General features: G+C 35.6%; 17 protein-coding genes. 11 read left to right on the forward strand and 6 right to left on the reverse strand.

What is annotated here, in order from left to right; all coding sequences use genetic code 11:
* The first annotated feature begins 66 nt into the window (after window positions 1-66).
* From EKM00_RS13705 to tamL, 3 genes are all read left to right on the forward strand, one after another.
* Window positions 67-876 carry an NIPSNAP family protein gene (locus tag EKM00_RS13705; protein ID WP_126516555.1) on the forward strand — a complete coding sequence of 270 codons (810 nt, stop codon included), beginning with the start codon at window positions 67-69 and terminating at the stop codon, window positions 874-876.
* A 340-nt stretch (window positions 877-1216) separates the two neighbouring features.
* On the forward strand, window positions 1217-6187 hold the full coding sequence (locus tag EKM00_RS13710; RefSeq protein WP_126516556.1) for a translocation/assembly module TamB domain-containing protein: 4971 nt from the start codon (window positions 1217-1219) through the stop codon (window positions 6185-6187).
* 101 nt (window positions 6188-6288) lie between these two features.
* A complete protein-coding gene (gene tamL / locus EKM00_RS13715; RefSeq protein WP_126516557.1) occupies window positions 6289-8583 on the forward strand; it encodes a translocation and assembly module lipoprotein TamL in 2295 nt (764 codons plus the stop codon).
* Window positions 8584-8652: 69 nt separating this feature from the next.
* Here tamL and EKM00_RS13720 read toward each other — a convergent pair whose 3' ends face one another.
* Window positions 8653-11160 carry a M14 family zinc carboxypeptidase gene (locus tag EKM00_RS13720; RefSeq protein ID WP_126516558.1) on the reverse strand — a complete coding sequence of 836 codons (2508 nt, stop codon included), beginning with the start codon at window positions 11158-11160 and terminating at the stop codon, window positions 8653-8655.
* A 238-nt stretch (window positions 11161-11398) separates the two neighbouring features.
* On the opposite strand from EKM00_RS13720, the gene EKM00_RS13725 reads away from it, so the two are divergent.
* The 5 genes from EKM00_RS13725 (at window position 11399) to EKM00_RS13740 (ending at window position 15433) form a co-directional block, all read left to right on the forward strand.
* The gene (locus EKM00_RS13725) at window positions 11399-12826 is read left to right on the forward strand and encodes an L-serine ammonia-lyase (protein ID WP_126516559.1); all 1428 of its coding nucleotides are present in this window, start codon (window positions 11399-11401) and stop codon (window positions 12824-12826) included.
* 23 nt (window positions 12827-12849) lie between these two features.
* The gene (locus EKM00_RS14835) at window positions 12850-13020 is read left to right on the forward strand and encodes a hypothetical protein (RefSeq protein WP_197037241.1); all 171 of its coding nucleotides are present in this window, start codon (window positions 12850-12852) and stop codon (window positions 13018-13020) included.
* 260 nt (window positions 13021-13280) lie between these two features.
* Window positions 13281-13670 carry a hypothetical protein gene (locus EKM00_RS13730; protein WP_126516560.1) on the forward strand — a complete coding sequence of 130 codons (390 nt, stop codon included), beginning with the start codon at window positions 13281-13283 and terminating at the stop codon, window positions 13668-13670.
* An 87-nt stretch (window positions 13671-13757) separates the two neighbouring features.
* A complete protein-coding gene (locus tag EKM00_RS13735; protein WP_126516561.1) occupies window positions 13758-14633 on the forward strand; it encodes an HAEPLYID family protein in 876 nt (291 codons plus the stop codon).
* A 347-nt stretch (window positions 14634-14980) separates the two neighbouring features.
* A complete protein-coding gene (locus EKM00_RS13740) occupies window positions 14981-15433 on the forward strand; it encodes an endo-arabinase (RefSeq protein ID WP_126516562.1) in 453 nt (150 codons plus the stop codon).
* 239 nt (window positions 15434-15672) lie between these two features.
* Here the strand turns inward: EKM00_RS13740 and EKM00_RS13745 are convergent, their stop codons facing one another.
* On the reverse strand, window positions 15673-16797 hold the full coding sequence (locus tag EKM00_RS13745; RefSeq protein WP_126516563.1) for a cysteine desulfurase family protein: 1125 nt from the start codon (window positions 16795-16797) through the stop codon (window positions 15673-15675).
* Between the two features lie 16 nt (window positions 16798-16813).
* A complete protein-coding gene (locus tag EKM00_RS13750; RefSeq protein ID WP_126516564.1) occupies window positions 16814-17734 on the reverse strand; it encodes an EamA family transporter in 921 nt (306 codons plus the stop codon).
* 204 nt (window positions 17735-17938) lie between these two features.
* Here EKM00_RS13750 and EKM00_RS13755 point away from each other — a divergent pair, with 204 nt between their 5' ends.
* Window positions 17939-18883, forward strand: coding sequence for a hypothetical protein (locus EKM00_RS13755; RefSeq protein ID WP_126516565.1), 945 nt, complete (start codon window positions 17939-17941; stop codon window positions 18881-18883).
* A 138-nt stretch (window positions 18884-19021) separates the two neighbouring features.
* Here the strand turns inward: EKM00_RS13755 and EKM00_RS13760 are convergent, their stop codons facing one another.
* The gene (locus EKM00_RS13760; protein ID WP_126516566.1) at window positions 19022-19573 is read right to left on the reverse strand and encodes a Smr/MutS family protein; all 552 of its coding nucleotides are present in this window, start codon (window positions 19571-19573) and stop codon (window positions 19022-19024) included.
* The gene (locus EKM00_RS13765) at window positions 19563-19748 is read right to left on the reverse strand and encodes a hypothetical protein (RefSeq protein WP_126462226.1); all 186 of its coding nucleotides are present in this window, start codon (window positions 19746-19748) and stop codon (window positions 19563-19565) included. The genes EKM00_RS13760 and EKM00_RS13765 overlap by 11 nt, the downstream gene beginning before the upstream one ends.
* 102 nt (window positions 19749-19850) lie before the next feature.
* On the opposite strand from EKM00_RS13765, the gene EKM00_RS13770 reads away from it, so the two are divergent.
* Window positions 19851-20129: a DUF2752 domain-containing protein gene (locus EKM00_RS13770; RefSeq protein ID WP_126516567.1), complete on the forward strand. Its 279-nt coding sequence runs from the start codon at window positions 19851-19853 to the stop codon at window positions 20127-20129.
* Window positions 20130-20164: 35 nt separating this feature from the next.
* On the opposite strand, the gene EKM00_RS13775 is transcribed toward EKM00_RS13770, so the two are convergent.
* Entirely contained in the window at window positions 20165-20863 is a 699-nt protein-coding gene (locus tag EKM00_RS13775) for a DUF1003 domain-containing protein (RefSeq protein ID WP_126462232.1), read from the reverse strand.
* Between the two features lie 444 nt (window positions 20864-21307).
* On the opposite strand from EKM00_RS13775, the gene cysM reads away from it, so the two are divergent.
* Window positions 21308-22195, forward strand: a complete 888-nt coding sequence (gene cysM / locus EKM00_RS13780; RefSeq protein ID WP_126454514.1) for a cysteine synthase CysM — start codon at window positions 21308-21310, stop codon at window positions 22193-22195.
* Window positions 22196-22210 lie beyond the last annotated feature (15 nt).

Below are 22210 nucleotides of genomic sequence, written 5' to 3' on the forward strand. Positions count from 1 at the left end.
TTATCGGACAATAATGGCTACTTTTATAAAAATTATTCAGGCTAGCCTACCACCAAAAAAAATGAAATGAAATTAACCAACCTATTTTTCACACTGCTGATCGTATTTACTAATACCAGTTTTAAACCGGTACCCGCGCAAACGATTGTACCAACACCTGTTCAAAAACCTAGGGAATTGTATCAGCTCAAAACCTATATTTTCAAGACAGAACAACAAGAACAAACAACTGACAAGTACCTAAAAGAAGCTTATTTGCCGGGATTAAAAAAACTGGGAATCAAAAATATTGGGGTATTCAAGTTAAAACCAAACGCCACAGATACCTTGAAAAAAATTGTGGTACTGATTCCGTTTTCCACTTTGGAACAATTCCTTGCACTTGACGAAAAACTAGCTAAAGACAAAACCTACTTAACTGCGGGATCAGCCTATTTGAATGCGGTTTACAATGAACCTTCATACTTGAGAATAGAATCCGTTTTGTTACAGGCTTTTTCAGACCATCCTTTCCTGACAAAACCCGCTTTGAACAGCACAAGATCCAGTCGTGTATACGAATTGAGAAGCTACGAATCAGCCACAGAAGCAATTTACGCCAACAAAGTAGCCATGTTTAACAGAGGAGGAGAAATAAAACTCTTTGATCGATTGGGATTTAATGCAGTTTTTTATGGCGAAGTGATCTCTGGTCCCAAAATGCCAAACCTTATGTACCTCACTACTTTCGCAGATCAAACAAGCCGGGAAGCACATTGGAAATCTTTTGTAGATTCGCCGGAATGGAAAGCCCTAATTGCCATGGAAAAATATAAAAATAATATTTCCCACATCGACATCACTTTTTTGTATCCAACTGATTATTCTGATTATTAGTTTTGCTTCTAGACATCTTGCAAAACCAACTACAGGTGGTTTTCTTTTAATCCTACATAGAAACCAAAAAAAAATAAAATACCTCTCTTATTTTCTGTTGGAATTTGGTTTAATGTTCAGAGGTCTTTCCTTTATGAAAACGGCTATAAAAACTCAGGTACAAGACCTAAAAACGGTTAATGCGCCTTAAATTTATATCAAAAATTTAATGCAATATTTTTTTGATTTTATACTAACTTTCCTTTTTTAAATTTTGACCTTTGTTTACTTATTCCATTTGTACTTGAAATTGCAATTCTGATTTAATTTGGTTATTTTTAGCCACAAAATAAAACCACTTTTGAAAAAATATTTAAAGAAAAGTTTAAAAATTTTCCTTTGGATAATAGGATTCCTACTTCTATTGTTCTTAGTCTTGGTTGTGGCCATCCAAACTCCGTCTGTTCAAAATTATGTCAAAGAAAAAGCAGTAACCTATCTGGAAGGAAAAATCAAAACTAAGGTTACTATTAATCGAATAGAAATTGGACTTCCAAAAAAAATAATGCTGCAAGGTGTTTATTTTGAAGATCAAAAAAAAGACACCCTTTTTGCCGGAGAAAAACTAGCTGTAGATATTAGTCTTTTTCAATTGATGAATAATAAAGTCGAAATTAATTCCATTCAGCTCGAAGGCATCACCACTAATTTGAGTCGGGATTCAAAAGCAGTTTTTAATTTTGATTATATCCTGAATGCATTTGCCTCGTCAGAGGAACAAAAGAGCGATTCGCTACCCATGCAATTCTCTGTATCCGAAATTAAGCTCGACCGAATCCAGTTTACGTATTCCGATGCGATTACAAAAAATTATCTATCTACCAATCTAAATCACCTTGAAACGAAAATTAAAACTTTCGATTTAGAACAAATGAATTTCGAAATTCCAAAGGCTAAAATCAACGGACTACACTTTAAATTAAAACAAGGTTTGGTTCAGAAATCCGCTGCTAAAGAAGTTCCCACAGGAAATACACCGGAACCCGTTTTCAAATTAAAACTAGGAGAAATTGATTTTGCAAAAATTGATTTTGATTACCAAAGTGAGGGAACAAAGTTATCTACTGCTTTTTATTTGAAAAAACTAGTAGCTAAAATTGACCGGTTGGATATCAATAACAAATTTGCACTCCTTGAAAGTATTGAATTATCGGGTCTAAAAGGAGCTTTGGCTTTTGGTAAATCAGAACCCGCAAAAACTAAAAAAAATCCTGCTTCGGAAGAAGGCAATAACTGGCAAATCAAAATCAAGAATACGGAAATCAAGCGAGTGGATTTTAGGTATGACAACAACAATGTTGCGGCTGTTGCCAAAGGCATGGATTACAATCATTTGCATCTTACTAACTTAAACCTACAAATTGATGCCATAAATTACGGCCCAACTAATATATCTGGAGTAGCTAATTCCATGAGCGTTAAAGATCATAGTGGTTTGAATATCCAATCCTTTAACGCAGAATTTTACTATGGCAAAAAGAATGCGTTTCTCAAAAAACTGTATTTAAAAACACCTCAGACAGAATTGAGAGATGAAATCCGAATTGGATATCCATCTATTGCCGCTTTGGCTGATACTCCCGGAGAATTAGGTCTGATTGCTTACTTGAAAAAAAGCAAATTGGGCATCAAAGATGTGCTGCTCTTTGTACCAACTTTAGCAAATACAGACCCATTTAAGAGTAATCCCAATGCCATCTTGCTAATCAACGGTGACATAACCGGAAAATTGAGTGCTATCACATTCCCATCTATGGAGATTAGCGGCATTGGTACTACAAAAGTAGCAGCAAGCGGCAGCATAGTAGGTTTGCCAGATGTAAATAAAGCCTATTTTGACGTGAATATCAAAAACTTACAATCAGGATCCAAAGATTTTATTGGTTTTTTACCCAATGGAACAATCCCAAATTCGATCCTGCTGCCTCCGCAGTTCAATGCCAAAGGAACGTTTAAAGGAACCATTGCTAATTTCTATACGAACCTGAATCTGTCGAGTAGTTTTGGTACTGCCAAGATCAAAGCGGCGTTGAATCAAAACAGAAAAAATTACGAGAAATATGATATTCAAACCGAGTTTACAAATTTTGATTTGGGACGCTTTATCAAAAATGATTCTATTGGAAAAATCACTCTAAAAGCAAGCATAAAAGGAACTGGATTTGATCCAAAAACAGCCAATGCCTCTTTGAATGGCAACATTCTAAAAGCAAATTACAACAAATATACGTATCAAAATTTAAGCTTAAAAGGAAATATTCGCAACGGAAATTTCAATGCTACTGCCTACGCAAAGGATCCTAATTTAACGTTTGATTTAGTGAGTAACGGAAGCTTTAGAGACAAATATCCTACCGGAAAATTAAAACTGAATGTGGATATTGCTGATTTAGAAAAACTAAATCTCCATGCAGGACCACTAAAAATAAGAGGCGTTGTAGATGCTGACATTCAATCCGCATATTTAGATTATCTCAACGGAAGTGTAAGTGCAAACCGCATAAGCATCACTAATGCAACGGAACAATTTGAGATAGACTCGATCATTCTTGTTGCAACATCTACTACTCAAAAGAATACATTATTGCTGCGTTCGTCGCTTGCAAATGCAGAAATAAAAGGAAAATATACGCTGTCTAAAGTTGCTACAGCACTAACAAACTCGATTGCTAAATATTATGATAAGAATCCTACTGCTAAAAAAACAGAGGTAGGAAAGCAACAATTTGCTTTTCAAATTGGTATCAAAGACAGTCCTCTTTTAATAAAATTAATTCCTAGCATAAAAAGTCTGGAACCCATTAGCATCAGCGGAAGATACAACTCTCTCAACGACTCAATTGTTCTTAATGGCGCTGTTCCAAAATTAATTTATGGCGAAAACACGATAACCAATGTAATTTTCAAACTAGACACACAAGCAAATGCACTTGTTTACAGCTTAATTATAGACGACATTCAAAACAAACAAATTCAGCTCCCACATACGAGTATTACAGGAAAAGTAGCGCAAAATATCCTGGATTACACCTTACAGCTGAAGGATGCAAAAGACGCAGAACGATATGGCATAAGCGGAACACTAAAAGCGGCAAACGGAAATAACGAAGTTCGTCTTGACCCCGCTAAACTACTGCTGAATTATGAATCTTGGACAATAGCGGATGCTAATTTGATTCGGTTTGGCAAAAAAGGAATTTACGCAGATAATTTCGAATTAAACAAGAACGGCAGCACCATTCGCATTCAATCACAGTCTGAAACTCCTAATGCGCCGATCACTATTGATTTCAAAGATTTTGACATTAAAACGATTACGAGTTTTGTGGAGAAAAAGGATTTACAACTGAGTGGTAAGATCAATGGAAACGCAGTGGTGAAAAACACAACCACATCGCCCGTTTTTACTTCGGATTTAAATATTGAAAATTTTACGTTCAAAAAAGATACCATTGGAACTATCAGTATAAAAGTAAATAATGCCATTTCCAACCAATACGATGCTGTTGTTGCTATTACAGGTCAGGGAAACCAAGTCAAATTAGAAGGAAACTATAAAATAAACAACAGTAGTTTTGATATGAATCTGGATATTGAAAAGCTGAATTTAAAAAGTATTCAAGGTTTTACGTTGAATAATATCACTGAAAGCACCGGTTTTTTGAATGGGAATTTTAAAATCACTGGGAATACCAGCCAGCCCAAAGTAATTGGAGAATTACAATTCAATGAAATTGGTTTCAAAGCCACGCCGCTCAATTCTAAATTTAAGTCGTTAAATGATAAAATTATCTTTACTGAAAACGCTATTGTTTTTGATAATTTCATTATCAATGATGAGAGAGACAATGATTTAGCCATCAACGGAAAAATTGACAGTGCCAATTTTAGTAATTTTGGGTTCGATTTAGCCCTGGATGCGGATAACTTCAAGGCGGTCAATTCTAAAGCGAAAGACAATGATTTGTATTATGGAGAGCTGTACTTAGACAACCATTTAAAAATAACAGGAAATTTAGACAATCCTATTGTCGAAGGAACCATACGTATTAATAAAGAGACTAAATTCACTATTGTTTTGCCCCAATCAGATCCTTCCATAGCTGATAGGGAAGGAATTGTAGAATTTATTGACCAAGACAATCCAAAATTAATGGAGACCATTGTTCTGGAAGAATTCAGCAGTGAATCCACTATAAAAGGGGTTAACGCATCCGTAAACATTGAGGTAAACAAAGAAGCTGAATTATCAATGGTAATTGACAAAGCCAACGGGGATTTCTTGAAATTAAAAGGCGAAGCGCAATTAAACGGAGGAATTGATCCTTCAGGAAAAACAACGCTGACCGGACGCTATGAATTGTCCGAAGGGAGTTATGAAATGAACTTTAACGCCATCAAAAGGAAATTTGACATCAAAAAAGGCAGCTACATTCTATGGACAGGAGAGCCCACAACTGCTGACATTAATATAACTGCAATTTATAAAACACAAGCGGCTCCCATTGATTTAGTAAATGACCAATTAGGAAGTGTTACCACCGAAGTGAGAAATACCTACAAACAAAAAATCCCTTTTGAAACCGCATTAAAAATGAATGGTGCTTTGCTCAAACCCACTATTTCATTTGATATAGTTTTGCCGGAGGGGAACAATAGTGTTTCAACAGAGATTATAAATACCACTCAGGCTAAACTGACCCAATTGCGTCAGCAACCTGATGAGCTGAACAAACAGGTTTTTGCCTTACTGCTCTTGAATCGTTTTATTGGAGAAAACCCATTTGCCAGTCAATCCGGCGGAGCAACCGTTTCCTCACTGGCCAGAGAAAGTGCCAGTAAAATTTTATCCCAACAACTGAACAACCTCGCCGGTGATTTAATTCAAGGAGTAGAGCTGAATTTTGATCTGAATACGTCCGATGATTATACGACCGGGCAACGCGAGAACAAAACAGATCTTAATGTAGGCATTTCAAAAAAATTGCTGAACGACCGATTGAAAGTTACGGTTGGCAGCAGCTTTGGGATTGAAGGGCCCCAGCAAGCCAATCAAAATACCAATAATATTGCCGGCAATGTTTCCTTAGATTATCAACTCTCAAGAGATGGAAGGTATAAAATGAGAGCCTACCGCATAAACAAATACCAAGTGGCGCTGCAAGGGGAAGTCGTCGAGACTGGAATTGCCTTTATAATCACTTTAGATTATAATAAATTCAAAGAATTATTTACAAAAAGTGAAGCGAAGAAAGCAAAGCAAAAAAAATAAATAAAAGTTTTTTTACCATTAAGAAATTAGACCAATTGATTTTCCTTAATAAAAACCTAATCTCTTAGTGGTTTAATTTTTTTTAATAAATAATAAAATTAATGAACAATAACCATTTAGTATCTTTTCTTTTCTTTGCAATATTGGCTTCATCGTGCAGCAACACTCGCTTTTTACCCGAAGGAGAGCTGCTGTATACCGGTGCTATAGTAACCGTAGAAGGAAAAGAAACCTCTAAAAAAGAAAACAAAGCATTAAAAACCGCTCTTGGAGAAGTGGTAAGACCAAAACCCAATTCCTCGATTTTAGGATTGAGGCCTAAGCTGTACATTTATAACTTGGCTGGGACGCCAAAGAAAGAAAAAGGATGGCGCTACTGGTTAAAAACTAAAGTAGGCGAAGCCCCTGTTTTATACAGTCAGGTAGACTTAGAATACAACAAAAACGTTTTACAAAATTTCACAGAAAACAATGGCTATTTCAATACAAAAACAGCGGCTGATTCAACACGACACGGAAAAAAAGCAACTGCAGAATATCTTGTAAAACCCGCAAAACAATACAAAATCAGCGCCGTCAAATTCCCTGTAGACTCCGCAGTGATTTCAAGTGCCGTGCGCAATACCAGACTTAGAAGTTTGTTAAAAAAAGAAGAAGGATACAGCCTAAATACCATCAAAGAAGAAAGAATCAGAATCGATTCTAGGCTAAAAGAAAAAGGATTCTTTTATTTTAATCCTGATTATTTAAAAGTACAAGTAGACTCAACGGTTGCAGATCATCAGGTCGATCTAATTGTAAAGATAAAAGAGGAAACTCCGAAACTAGCCGAAACTCCGTACAAAATTAATAAAATTATTGTATATCCAAACTATTCTATTAGTTCTGACAGTTTAAAAATCAGTATCGATACCATTACAAAATATAATGATTTAACCATTATAGATCCAGAAAATTTATTCAAACCAAGGATTTTTGACCGGGCTTTATATTTTAAAAAAGAGGATCTATACAACCGCAGCGATCATAATTTATCATTGAACCGATTGGTAAATCTAGGTACTTTCAAATTTGTGAAAAATCAGTTTAAGGTTTCTGATACACTCGGAAATTATTTAGATGCCTATTATTACCTGACGCCATTGCCTAAAAAATCGCTTCGGATGGAATTATTGGCCAAAACAAATTCTGCTAATTACACCGGAACCGAACTCAATTTAAACTGGAGCAATCGCAATGCGTTCCGGGGTGCTGAATTATTAACAATCTCAGCTTTTGGGGGTGTAGAAGTGCAAGTTTCCGGACAAAATAATGGTTTCAATGTGTACAGAGTTGGTACCGAAGCTAATTTAATTTGGCCCCGATTTATATCCCCTTTTAAGCTAAACCCGTCAAGTGGTTTTGTTCCAAAGACAAAAGCAACATTGGGATATGAATTTCAAAACAGAACCAATTTATATTCCCTACAAACATTCAAAGGTTCTTTTGGTTATTTATGGAAAGAAAACGAACGAAAAGAACACCTTTTAAATGTTACCGAAATCACATACGCCAGTCCGCAAAACATAACTAATTTGTACCATGAACAAATTGCAAACAACCCTTCTCTGGAGAAAGTGGTTGAGAAGCAATTACTATTTGGACCATCCTATTCCTATACGTACACTAATACTTTACAAACGAGAAAGAAAAACACTTTTTACTACAAAGCTAGCCTTGATCTGGTAGGCAATATAGCAGGATTAGTTTCAGGAGCAAATATTCGAAAAGGAGATACTATCAAATTATTTGATGTTCCGTTTAGTCAATTTATCAAAATAGAGCAAGATTTCAGACATTATTTGAAATTAGGAAAAGAGTCTCAATTAGCCAGCAGAATCATTGCAGGAGCCGGATTTACGTATGGAAATTCAAATGAAATGCCTTTTATCAAGCAGTTTTTCATTGGTGGGACCAATAGTTTGCGAGCCTTTAGAGCCCGTTCCTTGGGACCTGGAAGTTTTGATGGAGCTGCAGCTAACACCGGCACTTTTTTAGCGGATCAATCCGGTGATTTAAAACTAGAGTTTAATACCGAATACCGAACTAAAATATATGGACTGGTAAAAGGAGCTTTGTTTCTAGATGCCGGAAATATTTGGTTACTGAATGAAAATCCGGATAAACCGGGAGCAAAATTTTCCAAAAAATTCCTGAATGAACTGGCCGTTGGAGTTGGAGCCGGATTACGCTTTGATTTCTCTTTTCTGATTCTGAGAACAGATCTTGCTTTCCCGTTACGCAAACCGTATTTACCAAATGGAGATCGCTGGGTTTTAGATCAAATCAGTCTGGGAAATAGTGCCTGGAGAAAAGAAAATTTAGTTTTCAATCTAGCAATTGGTTATCCTTTTTAGAAAAAAAATGAAACATAAAAAGAGCTCGATACCTCGTGCTCTTTTTATGTAACCTATCTTGTACACTCTTTAATTGACTAAGAACAATGCATTGCTGAACAATAGATTTCCATTTTCCCAAAAACCTCTGAATAATGGATTATCTACCATATAAATTACAGATCCATCGCCTTTTTTATCAACTGCAAAGCTCACGGTATTGTTCAGTTTCTTTTTGATTTCATTACCTACAAAACCATAACTCTTATAATCTTTAGGAACATAAGCAACATTTATGGCTTTTTTCAATAGTGAATAATGTCTGTCATCCGTTTTTAGACTGAAATATGTATCGCCTAAACCAAAAGACATGGGATGTGTTTTATTCAATAGGTTTTCAATTATGGCTCCGGGAATGGATTTAGAAATATACCTGCGTTCTGAATCCTGAAAATCTAAGAAGCGTTCTTTTAGTTCCTCTTCTTCAGCGGCTTTCTCAGAGCTTAATTTGTCTTCTTCAGTTGCAAAAGGACTTAATGCATATCCGTCTTTTGCTTCAAAAAGGGTAAGCGCACTATTCATTGCAATCACTTTTCCACCGTTTTTAATCCATTCGCCAATTTTCTTTTGTTGGTCTTCTGAAAAATCATAATATCCGTCTGCTAAAATCAGTGTGTTGTAGTTAAAAAGATTAAATCTATTGAAATTATTTACTTCAACCACACTCACCGGATATGCAATAGTTTCTTGCATATAATACCAAGCGGCACCAAACTCTGTAGAGCCCACCCCTTTTCCGGATAATAAAACGACTTTAGGCGCTTTCAATAAATTAAAATTTTCGCCGCCTACATCTTTAGAATTAGACGAAAAACCTGTAAGTATGTAATTATAATCGGTTTTTATTTTTACGAGTTCACTAATCGTTTTTTCAAAATCAACCACTTTAGGATTATCCGCTTTGGTCACTAACAGTCCACCCGGCTCTACAATCACATCTCCAAAAATGGCTTTTTTCATCGCAGACCTCACTTTGATATTATTTTGGTGCAACAAAGACAACACCTGAGCTGAAATTCTGTTATTCCAAGGAATATGAAACGCATAAGCATTTTTAGGAACGATCTTTTCTTTCACTTCAATAGTTGCTTTAGTCTTTATGTCCAGACTATTTTTTAACGCATAGCCTTCAACACCGTACGCCAAGGGCAAAGCCCAAGAGGTAATATCATACGATAAACTATCATTCAACTTTTGGTCCGGTTCAAAAAGCACTTGTGCTAAAACAGCTTTTTGTTGATCTACTTTTACAATTAAATCATTGGGTTCAATCATAAAACCTTTATCTGTTTTTGTATTGTAATTGAATCCGGATACTTTTTGACTGGCATCAGCGTAACTGAATTCTACATTATTTTTTTTCAACAAATCCGCCATTTGAACCAACTTCGGATTATTTTTCATCACATACATTTTATAATTTCCCTTCACTGTTTTTCGGGAATTATTCATAAAACCTCTGAAACCTTTCAGCAAAACATCCGCTTGTGCGGCGGCTGATTCTACCACCGTCAGGACTGCCGTAGCGTGATGTGTCAATCGGTCTTGTATCGTTAAGGTGATTCCGTTGCCCATAGTAACGGCTCTCCCCGCACCTATTCCGCCTTGTTCCATCGTCATACCAACCGCGCCATTGTATGTAGGATACGTATCCCCATAACTTGGATAAAACAAATCAAAACGTTCACCGGTGTTATACATCCAGTTTTGAGCATCAAATTTTTTAGAAATATTTTTACCTAAAGTGTAGTGAAAATCTTTCTGGTATTTCTCAATATATTCGTGCAAAGGTTCCGCTGAGGGTGGAAAAAAATACGGAGAATCGTATCCCATTTCATGCACATCTGTATGAACTTGTGGCATCCATTGGTTGTACAGCGCAATACGCTGTTGGGTTTCCGGTTGTGTTTGCCACGCCCAGTCTCTGTTTAAATCAAATATATAATGGTTGTATCTACCGCCCGGCCACACTTCCATGTGCTCTCTGTCTGACAATTCCGGATGCGTTTTTTTACCTGAAATTTCTCTTAACCAATTTCCGTATCTGGAATATCCATCCGGATTGATGCATGGATCCAGTATTACAATGGTATTCTCTAACCACTTTTTAGTATCGGCATTCGAAGGATTTACTAATTCGTACGCCACGGTCATAGCACTTTCGGTTCCGGCAAATTCATTTCCGTGCACATTAAAACTCAACCAAACAATTAATTTATCGCCAATCATTTGTGATTTATTTTCGGATAAACCAATGGCTGCCAAATTGTTATTCCTAATTTGTTCCAAATTAGCCAAATTCTCCGGGCTCGAAATAAAGTATACATTCAAATCCCTTTGTTCCGGCGTTACACCATATTTCTGGTGTTTGATAAAAGTAGACTTTTCCGTAAGATGCTTAAAATAATTTTCAGTCTGATGGTAATAGGTTATTTGTTTTCCGTAATTGGGTATAAATTCAGAAGGACTTTGCACTTGCGAATGAACACTCAGCACCAAAGTTAGCAGTAGATAAAAAGAAAAAATAATCTTTTTCATGTTGTTTTGGGTTAGTTAAGCTTCAAAAATAGCCATTTACAAAGTATTGCACAAGCTAAATTTTGAATTAAAGAAATATTGATTTTAACAAAGTATTAGTTTTGTTAAATCCTTTTTTTTTGAAGAATACTAGCAATATAGCAATATTAATTATTAAAAAACCAATATTATTCTGTTTTCAATTCGTATCCCTGCTACATTCTATTATATTTGCAGGTAATAAAAATTCACACTTAACATGGAAGAATGTATCTCCGTTTTTGATATGCTAAAAATTGGTGTTGGACCTTCGAGTTCACACACACTTGGACCTTGGAGAGCTGCCGAACGCTTTCTTAGTGAATTGCGAAACGAAAATTTACTTCATGCTGTCAGCAGGGTAAAAATAGATCTATACGGTTCCCTTTCCTTAACCGGTAAAGGACACGCCACGGATTTAGCAGTAATGCTTGGTTTGAGCGGACAAGATCCAGAATACATTCCCGTAGAAAATATTGATGCAATTATCAAATCTATTGAATCCAAAAATGAAATCCATTTAGGAAATGAAAAGCGAATCCCATTCTATTTTCTCCAAGATATCGTTTTCAATAAAAACTTTCTGCCCTTTCATTCCAATGGGATGACTTTTACAGCTTATACAACTGATAACAAAGAACATATAGCGACCTATTATTCAATTGGTGGCGGATTTGTAGTCAAGGAAGAACGCATCAACGCCAAAAATAAAATCCAAATAAAAGGTGCTTTTCCCTATCCAATTGACAAAGCGGCTGAGCTATTGGATATTTGTAAAAAAGAAAACAAATCGATATCCGAAATCGTTTATGAAAACGAAAAATCAATGCGTTCCGAAGCCGTTATCGATCAGGAACTAATGCGCATTTGGCACACGATGCTCGAATGCATGTACATTGGTTGTCATTCTGAAGGGATTCTTCCCGGCGGACTAAACGTGCGTCGCCGTGCTTTTGACATGCACCAAAAACTAATTGGTTTATCCAATTATAATTCCCCTCAGACCTGGCTTGAAGAGATCAGAAAAACAGAAGTAAAATTCCGCCAAATCCTGAAATGGGTTTCCTGTTTTGCCCTTGCGGTAAATGAAGTAAATGCCGCTTTAGGACGCGTGGTCACAGCTCCAACAAATGGAAGCGCAGGCGTAATTCCGGCTGTTTTGATGTATTATTTAGTGATTGAAAACCATAATGCAGGAGAAAAAGAAATCAAACAATTCCTGATGGTTGCCGGTGAAGTAGGCAGTATTTTCAAGAAAGGTTCTACCATTTCTGCGGCAATGGGCGGTTGTCAGGCCGAAATAGGCGTTTCATCTTCCATGGCTGCCGCCGCTTTATGCGAATTGATGGGCGGAACTCCTGCACAAGTTTTAATGGCTGCCGAAATTGCAATGGAACATCACTTGGGGTTGACCTGTGATCCTATTGGCGGTTTGGTTCAGATTCCCTGCATCGAAAGAAATACTATGGGTGCCATAAAAGCCATTAATGCCGCTGAATTAGCCCTGGAAACCGATCCGAAAAATGCCAAAGTGCCTTTAGACAAAGTCGTGGACACGATGTGGCAAACCGCCAAAGACATGAACAACAAGTACAAAGAAACCTCCGAAGGCGGATTAGCCATCGCCGTGAATATGTCAGATTGTTAATTTACGTATTAAACAAAAAAACAATGAAAATCAATTGGGTAATAGTTGGACTTGTACTCTTCTTCGGAATTGCTTTGATAGTATTTCTCATCAGAAAAAATCAAAAAGACAAAAAGAAATACAAACAGTTCTTGAATAAAGATTTCAAAAAAACAACTGAAGAAGATTCTGACTGGAATGATGATACGCATTGATGAATATTTTAATCATTTTAGAAAAATTTAGAAATAAAATCCAATAACGTATTATTAAAAACAAAAACTGCTTGCAAACAGATCCGTAAAACGGATACAACCAAAGGAAATTTCACTAGTACCATATTTTCTCTTTTAAACTTAAAATAATCCAGAAAAGCACCCTTTAAACACTTGGCAGATGGCGACTCGCTTAAATTATAATCGACTTTAACGAAAATTTACAACTATTAAGCAAGAAAATAGTGTAATTATGCAAAATGATTAAACAAATTCGACATACTCTTTTAACTCGATATTTTTGGGGTTTCATGTCGTTATACCTGCTGAACTGCTTTGTTGATTCCCCTGATGCGCAACCAAATTATTTACCTGAGGATCTGACCCACAATGATCTGGAAAGCATTATTGAAATAGTGGTTGAAAAAATATTAGGATTCGAAAATGCTATACCTGAATACGATGATAATGATACCAATCAAGATTTTGCAGCAAAAAGTGCTTTTTTTATAGATTTTTTTGTAGTACCAAACAGTGCAATTAGTCTTTATAAAAAATATTTATATTTAAAAAAGGGGAAATTAGCTGAACAAAATTCGATTCCTCCGACCCCGTATTTTGAAATACACACGCCTCCCCCTGACATTTAATTTGTTATTTAGATCATTAATCCCTGCCTTATTTTCTCATGAAAACTAGGGTTGCAATTCGTATACTAAAACATAAAACAAATTAAAATGGCTCTTCAATATTTAAAAACAGCGGTATTTACTCTGCTATTAACGGTACTTACGGGTACACATTCTCAAGCACAAACAGAAAAAAACCAACAAAATACGATCAAAGACAGTCTTTACATTCAAGAAGTTGAAGGCAAAAAAAAACGTCCAAAAGTGTTACATGCTGAACCTCTGTACATCGATCTCATTAGAGATTTGGGAGCCCGAAAAGGAGAAAAAGAATGGAATTTAGGTCTCGGTTTGACAGACAATATCACTCATGATGAATATACTGCACTGCTAGAATATGAATGGGCTCCAATTGATCGATTAGGACTTGAAGTAGAATTGCCTTTTTCAATTTATTACCCTACTTCCGGCAACGGAAATTCGCCGGGAAGTAACCTGAATAGTATAAAACTAGCGGCACAATATACCTTTTTTGTTTCAGAAAAAAAGAAAATATCAATGGCTGTTGGCTATATTCACGAATTTCTATTACCCAATTTTAACAACTACAGCAATAGTACTTTAATAACCGGAAATGGATATAATCCGTTCTTGGTGATTGCTAAACGCTGGGGACAAAATTTTCATACCCTTTTATACACCGGGCCACAATTTACGCACCACTTTTCAGATAATACAACACAGACGAACTGGCAGATTAATTCAAATATCCATTACATGATCCCCGGAACGCGAAATTTTATTGGACTGGAGTTTAACAAAGAAATTAATAATGCTGATTTTGATATGACAATCCGACCTCAAATGAGAGTAGAAATTACAGATAATTTACTAATAGGCATAGTAACCGGAATTCCTATAAATAGAGAAAACCAGCGGTTTAGCTCCTTTTTACGACTCATTTATGAACCTTCGTCGCATTAAAAAAACAGTGCTTTTTTGATGCAAGTTAGTAGGATCCAATACTAAAACCTTAAAATAAAGCGACCTTTCTTTAATTAATATTACCACTAGACTAGCCGGATTTTTTTAAACACAATCCGGTTAATCAGTGATAATTAGCGGGATAGTGTCAAGAGTCTTTTTTTGCAGCTGTTGTAAAACTTTCTCTCAATACAACAACGCACAAAAATGAAATCCTATTTGTTTTCATAGGATTAAATTATATATTTACGTTCGTAAAAAGCCTTAAAATTCTTGAAAGCACATGTTTTTAGCTGATTTTACGCCATAAAAACGAAAAACATAATATTCTAAAAAACAGGCCTGATATGAAATGGACAATATCCTTTTATCTTATACTAGCACTAAATTTGGTAGGTTATAGTCAAAATAATGATGAATCTGAGAGCATCAAAAAACTACTTGAAAAAGAGTCTGCCACATGGAGAGCTGGCGACAGCAAGGGACATACGGACTGTTGGTACATTCAGCCCTACAGCCGAATATTAATTTCAACTGGAGACGGAACCGTACTCGACATTCCGCCTACGGCTATGATTAATACAAATCCGGAAGCAATGGGTAACGGTGGCTATTCTGTAAATACAAATTACAAGATGAGTATTCATAAGGACAACGCCTGGGTAAGCCACAACGAAGAGTCAACGGCCAAAGATGGTAAAAAAACGTTCTCGTATGAAATTCGGTTATTAGAAAAAATTGATGGACACTGGAAATTAGTGGGGCAATCCATTCATATTGGTAAACAAACAGGTGAATAACTTGTAATTGAGCTGCAGCTTACACTTTTTTTTTTAATTAACACTCGGCAACTGTCTGTTAATCATAAAAGACAAACACATCAACACTAATCAAGGTTCTGAATCTGCATAATGCTTTTTCAAAGCGCGCTTAATCATGGAAAAATATGCAGAAAAGCCATCGATTCCATTATAAATATCCAAAACTAGGTACGTAAATACGTTAATACTACTGAAGAAACTACTTTACAGCAGATTTTTTATATCGTTTTCAAAGCTGCAATAAGCAAATCGATATCTTCTTTAGTATTATAATGGCTGAATGAAATGCGCAAACTTGGTTTCTTTAAATCGTCATTCGAAAGCATTTCGGCTAATACATGAGACGGTTTTATACTCCCGGACTGGCAGGCGCTACCGCGGGAAACTGCTATCCCTTTCATGTCTAAATGAAACAAAATCATCGCTGTCTTTTCGTCTAAAAAAGGCAGTAAAACATTTAAAACCGTGTAAAAACCATCGCTATTCCCATTAATTTCGAAACCTGGAAAATCAATTTCAAGCTTGGTAATTAAATAACTCCGTACTTCAGAAATGTGCTTTCGTTCCGTTTCTAAATTGGTGTATGAAAGTTCCAGAGCTTTTGCCATTCCTGCAATTTGATGTAGAGCCTCAGTCCCGGCGCGCAATCCTTTCTCTTGTTCGCCACCAAAAAATAAGGGTTGCATTCCTGAATTTTTTCGAATAAATGCAAAACCAACGCCTTTAGGTCCATGAAATTTATGCGCACTGGCCACGATAAAATCTATAGATAAATTTTGCAAATCTATGCCGGTTTTCCCTATGGACTGTACGGTATCCGAATGAAACAAAGCACTGTGCTCTTGACAAATACGGCTTATTCGTTCTAAATCTAAAACAGTTCCAATTTCATTATTCACATGCATCAAACTGACTAATGTTTTCTTATCCTGTGATAATAACTCCACTAAATCAGTAATATCAATTGCTCCATTTGACTTTATTGCTACATAATCAATCTGAATTCCATACTCTTTTTCTAAAACTAAAGCCGTGTACAAAACCGCATGATGCTCGATTTTACTGGTAATGATTCGTTGCACTTTCAAGTCCTTAACGGCTGACCGAAGAATCCAGTTATTGGCCTCGGTACCACAGGAAGTAAAAATTATTTCCTGCGCAGTGGCATTCAGGTTTTTGGCAATTGACTTTCTGGAAAGCTCCAGAACATTTTTTGCAGAACGCCCTAAGCTGTGCGTTGAAGATGGATTTCCATAATCTTCCGTTAATACTTTAGTCATTTCCTGGATTACTTCGGGACGAATAGCAGTTGTAGAAGCGTTATCGAGATATACTTTTTTCATTTTTTAAATTATAAAATTATTTTAAAACTGGTATTTCTGAAGGGGCGAGTTTTAATTTTCGGGGAAAAAGCAGTTTTTCATTAAAAACAACAATTGAAACCAAAATCAGCAAATAAGAAAACAATTGAAGCGAGGTAACCTGCTCGTTATAATAAAATATAGCCAACAAGAAATTAATAATCGGGTTAATATAAATCATAATTCCCACCGCGGAAGAGTTGATTCCTTTGAGCGCATAAAGATTTAGAAACAAAGGGATAATCGTAAAAAAAAACACAATCAGGAACATGTAGCCGTAAAACAGAGGCTCTACAGGAATTGTTCCACTGTATTTTGGATAAAAAGGGAGCAGTACAAGTGCCGTAAAAATCAATTGAATCGTCAGGCTGAGGAATTTATCTAAATCATTATTTTTACGTTGACTCACTAAATACAGCGCATAAGTAGCAGCCGTAATAAGACTGTAGAATATATCCTGAAAATGATTAAAGGATAATAAAACGCAACTAAATACACTAATTAAAACAGCAATCCACTGCCATTTGCTCAGCGTTTCTTTCAACATGAAAAAGGCAAAAACAGTTGTTACAATTGGACAAATTAAATACGCCAACGAAGCCGCATTGACACTTACGTGATTCATCACATAAATGTAAACAAACCAGTTTGAGGAGAGAAATATACCTCCGCCAAGTGTTAGCATAACAACACTCTTCTGTTGTTTGGGAGGTATCGTCTTGAAGTGATTCCAGTTTTTACGCATTACATTTCTACGGAAAACAACATTGATCAACACCATGGTAATGGCACTAAAAAACACTCGGTAAAATAATATATCCAGCGACGGATAATTGTGTAAAGGCTTTAAAGCAAAACTAAAAAAACCCCACACAAAAAAAGCTAAAAAAGCAGCCGAATAATATTTGTTGAGTCTCATCTATCGTATTAAATTTAGACAAAGATACTGATTTCAATCGGCTTTAAATTCTCACTATCTTTCAATTTTATAACTATTAAAACAGGTACTTTATCACTTAATTGATAGTTGCTAAAACACAATATCCTGTTAAATAATCTATTTTTAAGCGGTTATGCATTTGGAATAAATTAAAAATTCTATTTTTGTTTTAAATTTTATAAAATGAAAAGAATTGTTAGCCTGTTGGTTTTTGCATTGCTCCTAAACGGATGTGACGATGGAGATTTAATTCAAGAAACCATCACTTTTGAAGATGTAGCCACACAAAATTGCACGACAAATGGGATCATTTATAAATTAAAAGATAGCGAAGCGTTAATTCTTGAAATAAAAAATGTTGTTTTTCCGACAGAAACAAGTGTGCAAGAACTGGATATCAATGGTACAAATCGAGTTTTTTACCGTTTTTATAACGGAACTGTCACAAATGCTACAATTTGCGAAACTATTCCTCCGGCAACACCCACAGTTACAGGCCAATGGACCGCAACTGGCGGGAAAATTGTAATAACTACAACGGCAATAAAACCCCTAAATCCTGATGATAACAGTACTAAAATTACAGGATACAATCATAATATAACGTTCAAAAACATCACTTTTGATAAAGGAAACGGAACGCAAGTGTACGAAACATTCTTTTTTGGAGACTATCAAATAGCAGCAACACCGCTGCCTTTTAGTTTCAATAAAACATTGGAACAATGTGCTACTTCCAAACAATTATACGATTACAACAGCAGTGAAGCGCTAATTCTGGATATTGATGCCAGTTTAATCGTGAATGCCGTAACACCGCTGAACACTCCTAGAACCGGATTGATAGGCGACACAGAAAACAAACTGACGTATCGTTTATTCTCTGGCTTGGTTACAGGAAATTATTTTTGTAATACTACTTTCCCTACTACTCCGACATTTAGTGAAGAATGGATTGGAGTGTCAGGAATAGCAAATACCAGCGGTATTATAGAAGTAACAACTACAACAAATGGATCAGGTTTTAGACATACTGTAGTGCTGAAAAAAGTAAAAATGAAGAAAGGAAACAGTGATTTTATTCTAGGTGATGCTTATATTTATGGAGATTTATTGACTACCAATTAGGGGCCAAAAAACTTATAATTTCAGATAAGAAAAAGTTCTTTTCATGGTTACAAAAAAGGGTCTAATTTAAGAGAATTTCAAAGGAGAAATCATCTTAAATCAGACCTTTCGTTTTGGAATTAAAAATTAAAAATGAGCTTACATAGCGCTTTGCTTAATGAAAACTTCTGTTGCTCCTTGACCGTATTTTTGATAATTACCTTCTTGAAAAGCGATGTTATCATACCGTCCCAATAAGAAATCTAGCTCTGCTTTCAAGACTCCTTCCCCGACTCCATGTATAAAAACAATCTTTGGAATGCGATTTTTAATCGCAAATTCAATATGGCGTTTTGCTGTTTCAGTCTGTAGCGTCAGAATATCATAATTCGACATTCCGCGTTTATTAGGCACCAGTTTTTCAATGTGTAAATCAAATTCAGGAGCTGGAATTTCGTGTTTAGATTTCCTTTCTTTTACAAAACTACGGGGTTTTGGGATCTCTTTCTCTTTTGCAATTTCACTTACATTTATTCTTCTGATTGATTCCATTAAGTTACTGGAATCGTTTATTTTAAGCAATTCATTGACAATAAATGTCATCGTAAAACCATCCTCCGTTTCTATCGTAACCTGCTGGTCTTTGACTGACAACACTATCCCATTCATCGCTTCATCCAGCACGGAAACTTTATCTCCTTTATTGAACATTTTCGTCTTCTTTTTCTTGATTTTTACTCGGAGTTTTAGCACTCAACTGCATCATTCCAATCATAAAAACTACAATTGCAACAACCATGATGTACACGTTTTTTTCGGCACTCACCTGCTCATATAAAGCAACTGTGATGGCGAGAATCATTATGGGGATTATATATTTTTTCATCTTTTAAAATATCAGATTCCAAAAGTACTGAATTTAAAATTACTCTATTTACTCTTGATAAAATTTCTTACTTTTACGTATACTTGTAAAAAAGAAAAAAAATTGAATATAGAAAAATACATGCTCCCGTGTTTCAGTAAAACACTCTTTGGAATAGAGTGTTTGGGCTGTGGTTTTCAGCGGGGATTTTTATTGCTTTTACAAGGCGATTTTGGAGGTGCTTTCGATAGGTATCCGGCAATTTTCACGACCTTATTATTTCTGGGAATTCTGGCTTTGAATTTCATAGACACCAACAGAAACTACAAAAAAATAATTATCGGCACCGCTGTCCTTAATGGTGTTTTTATGATTGCAGGGTATTATTTTAAACACTACTAATGAGTTTCTTTTTATCCCCTTTACAGCAACAACAATTATTTGATTCGGGCTAGAATATCATTCATCATTTCGATTTGTACTTTCTGAATTTCAATTAATTCTTCTTGCTGATGCATAATCAAATGATCCAGTTTTTCATGAAGCATTCTGATTTCAAGTTCTGATTTCAAATTAATCATATAATCTTTTTTAGCTCTTTCCCGATCTTTTTCTTCCTGACGGTTTTGGCTCATCATAATTACCGGTGCTTGAAGTGCAGCCAAACAAGACAGAATTAAATTCAATAAAATAAATGGGTACGGATCAAAACCTTTATTCAGCAGAATATAAATATTAGCCAAAATCCACAATAAAATAAACACCCCAAAAAGAATGATAAATTTCCAGCTTCCGCCAAAAGCTGCGACCTTGTCTGCCACTTTTTGCCCTACGGTTCGATCACCATTTTCATCCTCTACAGTATTCACCAGCGATTTATCTTCGCTTAAGGAACCGATTACTTTAGCCTCCAGATTAGACAATTCCCCTATTTCGACCAATAAATAATTCGAAATATATTTTTCCCGATACCTATTAAGTTCACTTATTGCTAATAATTTATTGGCATCAAAATCAGGATAATCATTTTGAATAAGTGCTAATATTGGGTTCCGTATGGTCTTAGCAGCTACTTTATCCGCTATTGGGAATACCTTTTTAGAAATGTCACTTATAAAAGTCGAATTACTTTTCATAGCTAGTTATTTATTGGCTAATTTAAAAAACACTTCTATCGAAACTAATAATTAATTTGTATACCTTGAAAATAAAAACAGTCTAGCAATAGCTATTTATATCTTAAAATTGTAAAAAAAGCTATTGATTTAATTTTTATTAATTCCAATTAACGGATATAACAAAAATTTCAATTGCATTCAAAAGCAATAAATTTAACAAAAATGTAGCAATAAACAAGATAGCTTTATTGACTAAAAACAAATAATCCAAAATTGTTCAATACCTTTACCATTCGTTTTAAAAACCATGAAAATGCCACTGAATTATAAAAATATTCCTTTCTGCTATTGTTGTTGCTATTTTTAAAATAAGCTTGTTAAAAATAGTTTTTATAAACGAATACTTATCAAATTTAGTCAATACTCGGATTATTACAAATCAAACACAACACACCCAATAGCATGAAATCTCAAACAATACTAGATTTAATAGGCAATACACCTTTAGTTGAATCTACCCATTTGATACAAAATGACAAGGTAAAACTTTTACTGAAACTCGAAGGAAATAATCCAGGCGGAAGCATAAAGGATCGTGCGGCATACAACATGATCAAATCAGCATTAGAAAGAGGAGAAATCAAAAAAGGAGACAAGTTAATTGAGGCAACCAGCGGCAATACCGGAATTGCTTTGGCAATGATTGCCCAGTTATTCAATATCGAAATCGAATTGATACTGCCGGAAGATTCCACTATAGAACGTACGCTTACTATGCGTGCTTATGGAGCTACGGTCATTCTAACGCCTGCTGACACCGGAATAATTGGTTCCAGAGATTATGCTGATAAAAAGGTAGCCGAAGGCGGATACATAATGCTCAATCAGTTTGCTAATGATGACAACTGGAAAGCACATTACAAAACCACAGGTCCGGAAATATGGAATGATACGGAAGGAACGGTAACCCATTTCATATCAGCAATGGGAACTACAGGGACAATTATAGGAACGTCAACGTATTTGAAAGAACGGAATCCAGAAATTCAAATTATTGGTGCGCAACCCAGCGACGGTTCGCAGATTCCGGGAATCAGAAAATGGCCTCAAGAATATTTACCTAGAATTTTTGATGCTTCAAAAGTAGATACCATCATTGAAATTTCGGAACAGGAAGCACGTGCTATGACCAAACGTTTGGCACTTGAAGAAGGCATTTTTGCAGGAATGAGTAGTGGCGGTTCCGTGGCTGCAGCACTAAAAATAGCAAATACAATAGAGTCCGGTGTGATTGTCGCTATCATTTGCGACCGAGGCGATCGGTATTTGTCTTCCGATTTATTTGATTAAATACCAATACACTAT

This window comes from Flavobacterium sp. RSP15 (assembly GCF_003968755.1).
GTDB lineage: Bacteria > Bacteroidota > Bacteroidia > Flavobacteriales > Flavobacteriaceae > Flavobacterium.

Excerpts from the sequence above, each read along its gene's own strand:
- EKM00_RS13765 (WP_126462226.1), bottom strand. The coding sequence starts at position 19,748 with ATGAAAAAATATATAATCCCCATAATGATTCTCGCCATCACAGTTGCT.
- EKM00_RS13730 (WP_126516560.1), top strand. The coding sequence starts at position 13,281 with ATGATTAAACAAATTCGACATACTCTTTTAACTCGATATTTTTGGGGT.
- cysM (WP_126454514.1), top strand. The coding sequence starts at position 21,308 with ATGAAATCTCAAACAATACTAGATTTAATAGGCAATACACCTTTAGTT.
- EKM00_RS13760 (WP_126516566.1), bottom strand. The coding sequence starts at position 19,573 with ATGTTCAATAAAGGAGATAAAGTTTCCGTGCTGGATGAAGCGATGAAT.
- EKM00_RS13740 (WP_126516562.1), top strand. The coding sequence starts at position 14,981 with ATGAAATGGACAATATCCTTTTATCTTATACTAGCACTAAATTTGGTA.
- EKM00_RS13735 (WP_126516561.1), top strand. The coding sequence starts at position 13,758 with ATGGCTCTTCAATATTTAAAAACAGCGGTATTTACTCTGCTATTAACG.
- EKM00_RS13720 (WP_126516558.1), bottom strand. The coding sequence starts at position 11,160 with ATGAAAAAGATTATTTTTTCTTTTTATCTACTGCTAACTTTGGTGCTG.
- tamL (WP_126516557.1), top strand. The coding sequence starts at position 6,289 with ATGAACAATAACCATTTAGTATCTTTTCTTTTCTTTGCAATATTGGCT.
- EKM00_RS13775 (WP_126462232.1), bottom strand. The coding sequence starts at position 20,863 with ATGAAAAGTAATTCGACTTTTATAAGTGACATTTCTAAAAAGGTATTC.
- EKM00_RS14835 (WP_197037241.1), top strand. The coding sequence starts at position 12,850 with ATGAAAATCAATTGGGTAATAGTTGGACTTGTACTCTTCTTCGGAATT.
- EKM00_RS13725 (WP_126516559.1), top strand. The coding sequence starts at position 11,399 with ATGGAAGAATGTATCTCCGTTTTTGATATGCTAAAAATTGGTGTTGGA.
- EKM00_RS13755 (WP_126516565.1), top strand. The coding sequence starts at position 17,939 with ATGAAAAGAATTGTTAGCCTGTTGGTTTTTGCATTGCTCCTAAACGGA.
- EKM00_RS13705 (WP_126516555.1), top strand. The coding sequence starts at position 67 with ATGAAATTAACCAACCTATTTTTCACACTGCTGATCGTATTTACTAAT.
- EKM00_RS13750 (WP_126516564.1), bottom strand. The coding sequence starts at position 17,734 with ATGAGACTCAACAAATATTATTCGGCTGCTTTTTTAGCTTTTTTTGTG.
- EKM00_RS13745 (WP_126516563.1), bottom strand. The coding sequence starts at position 16,797 with ATGAAAAAAGTATATCTCGATAACGCTTCTACAACTGCTATTCGTCCC.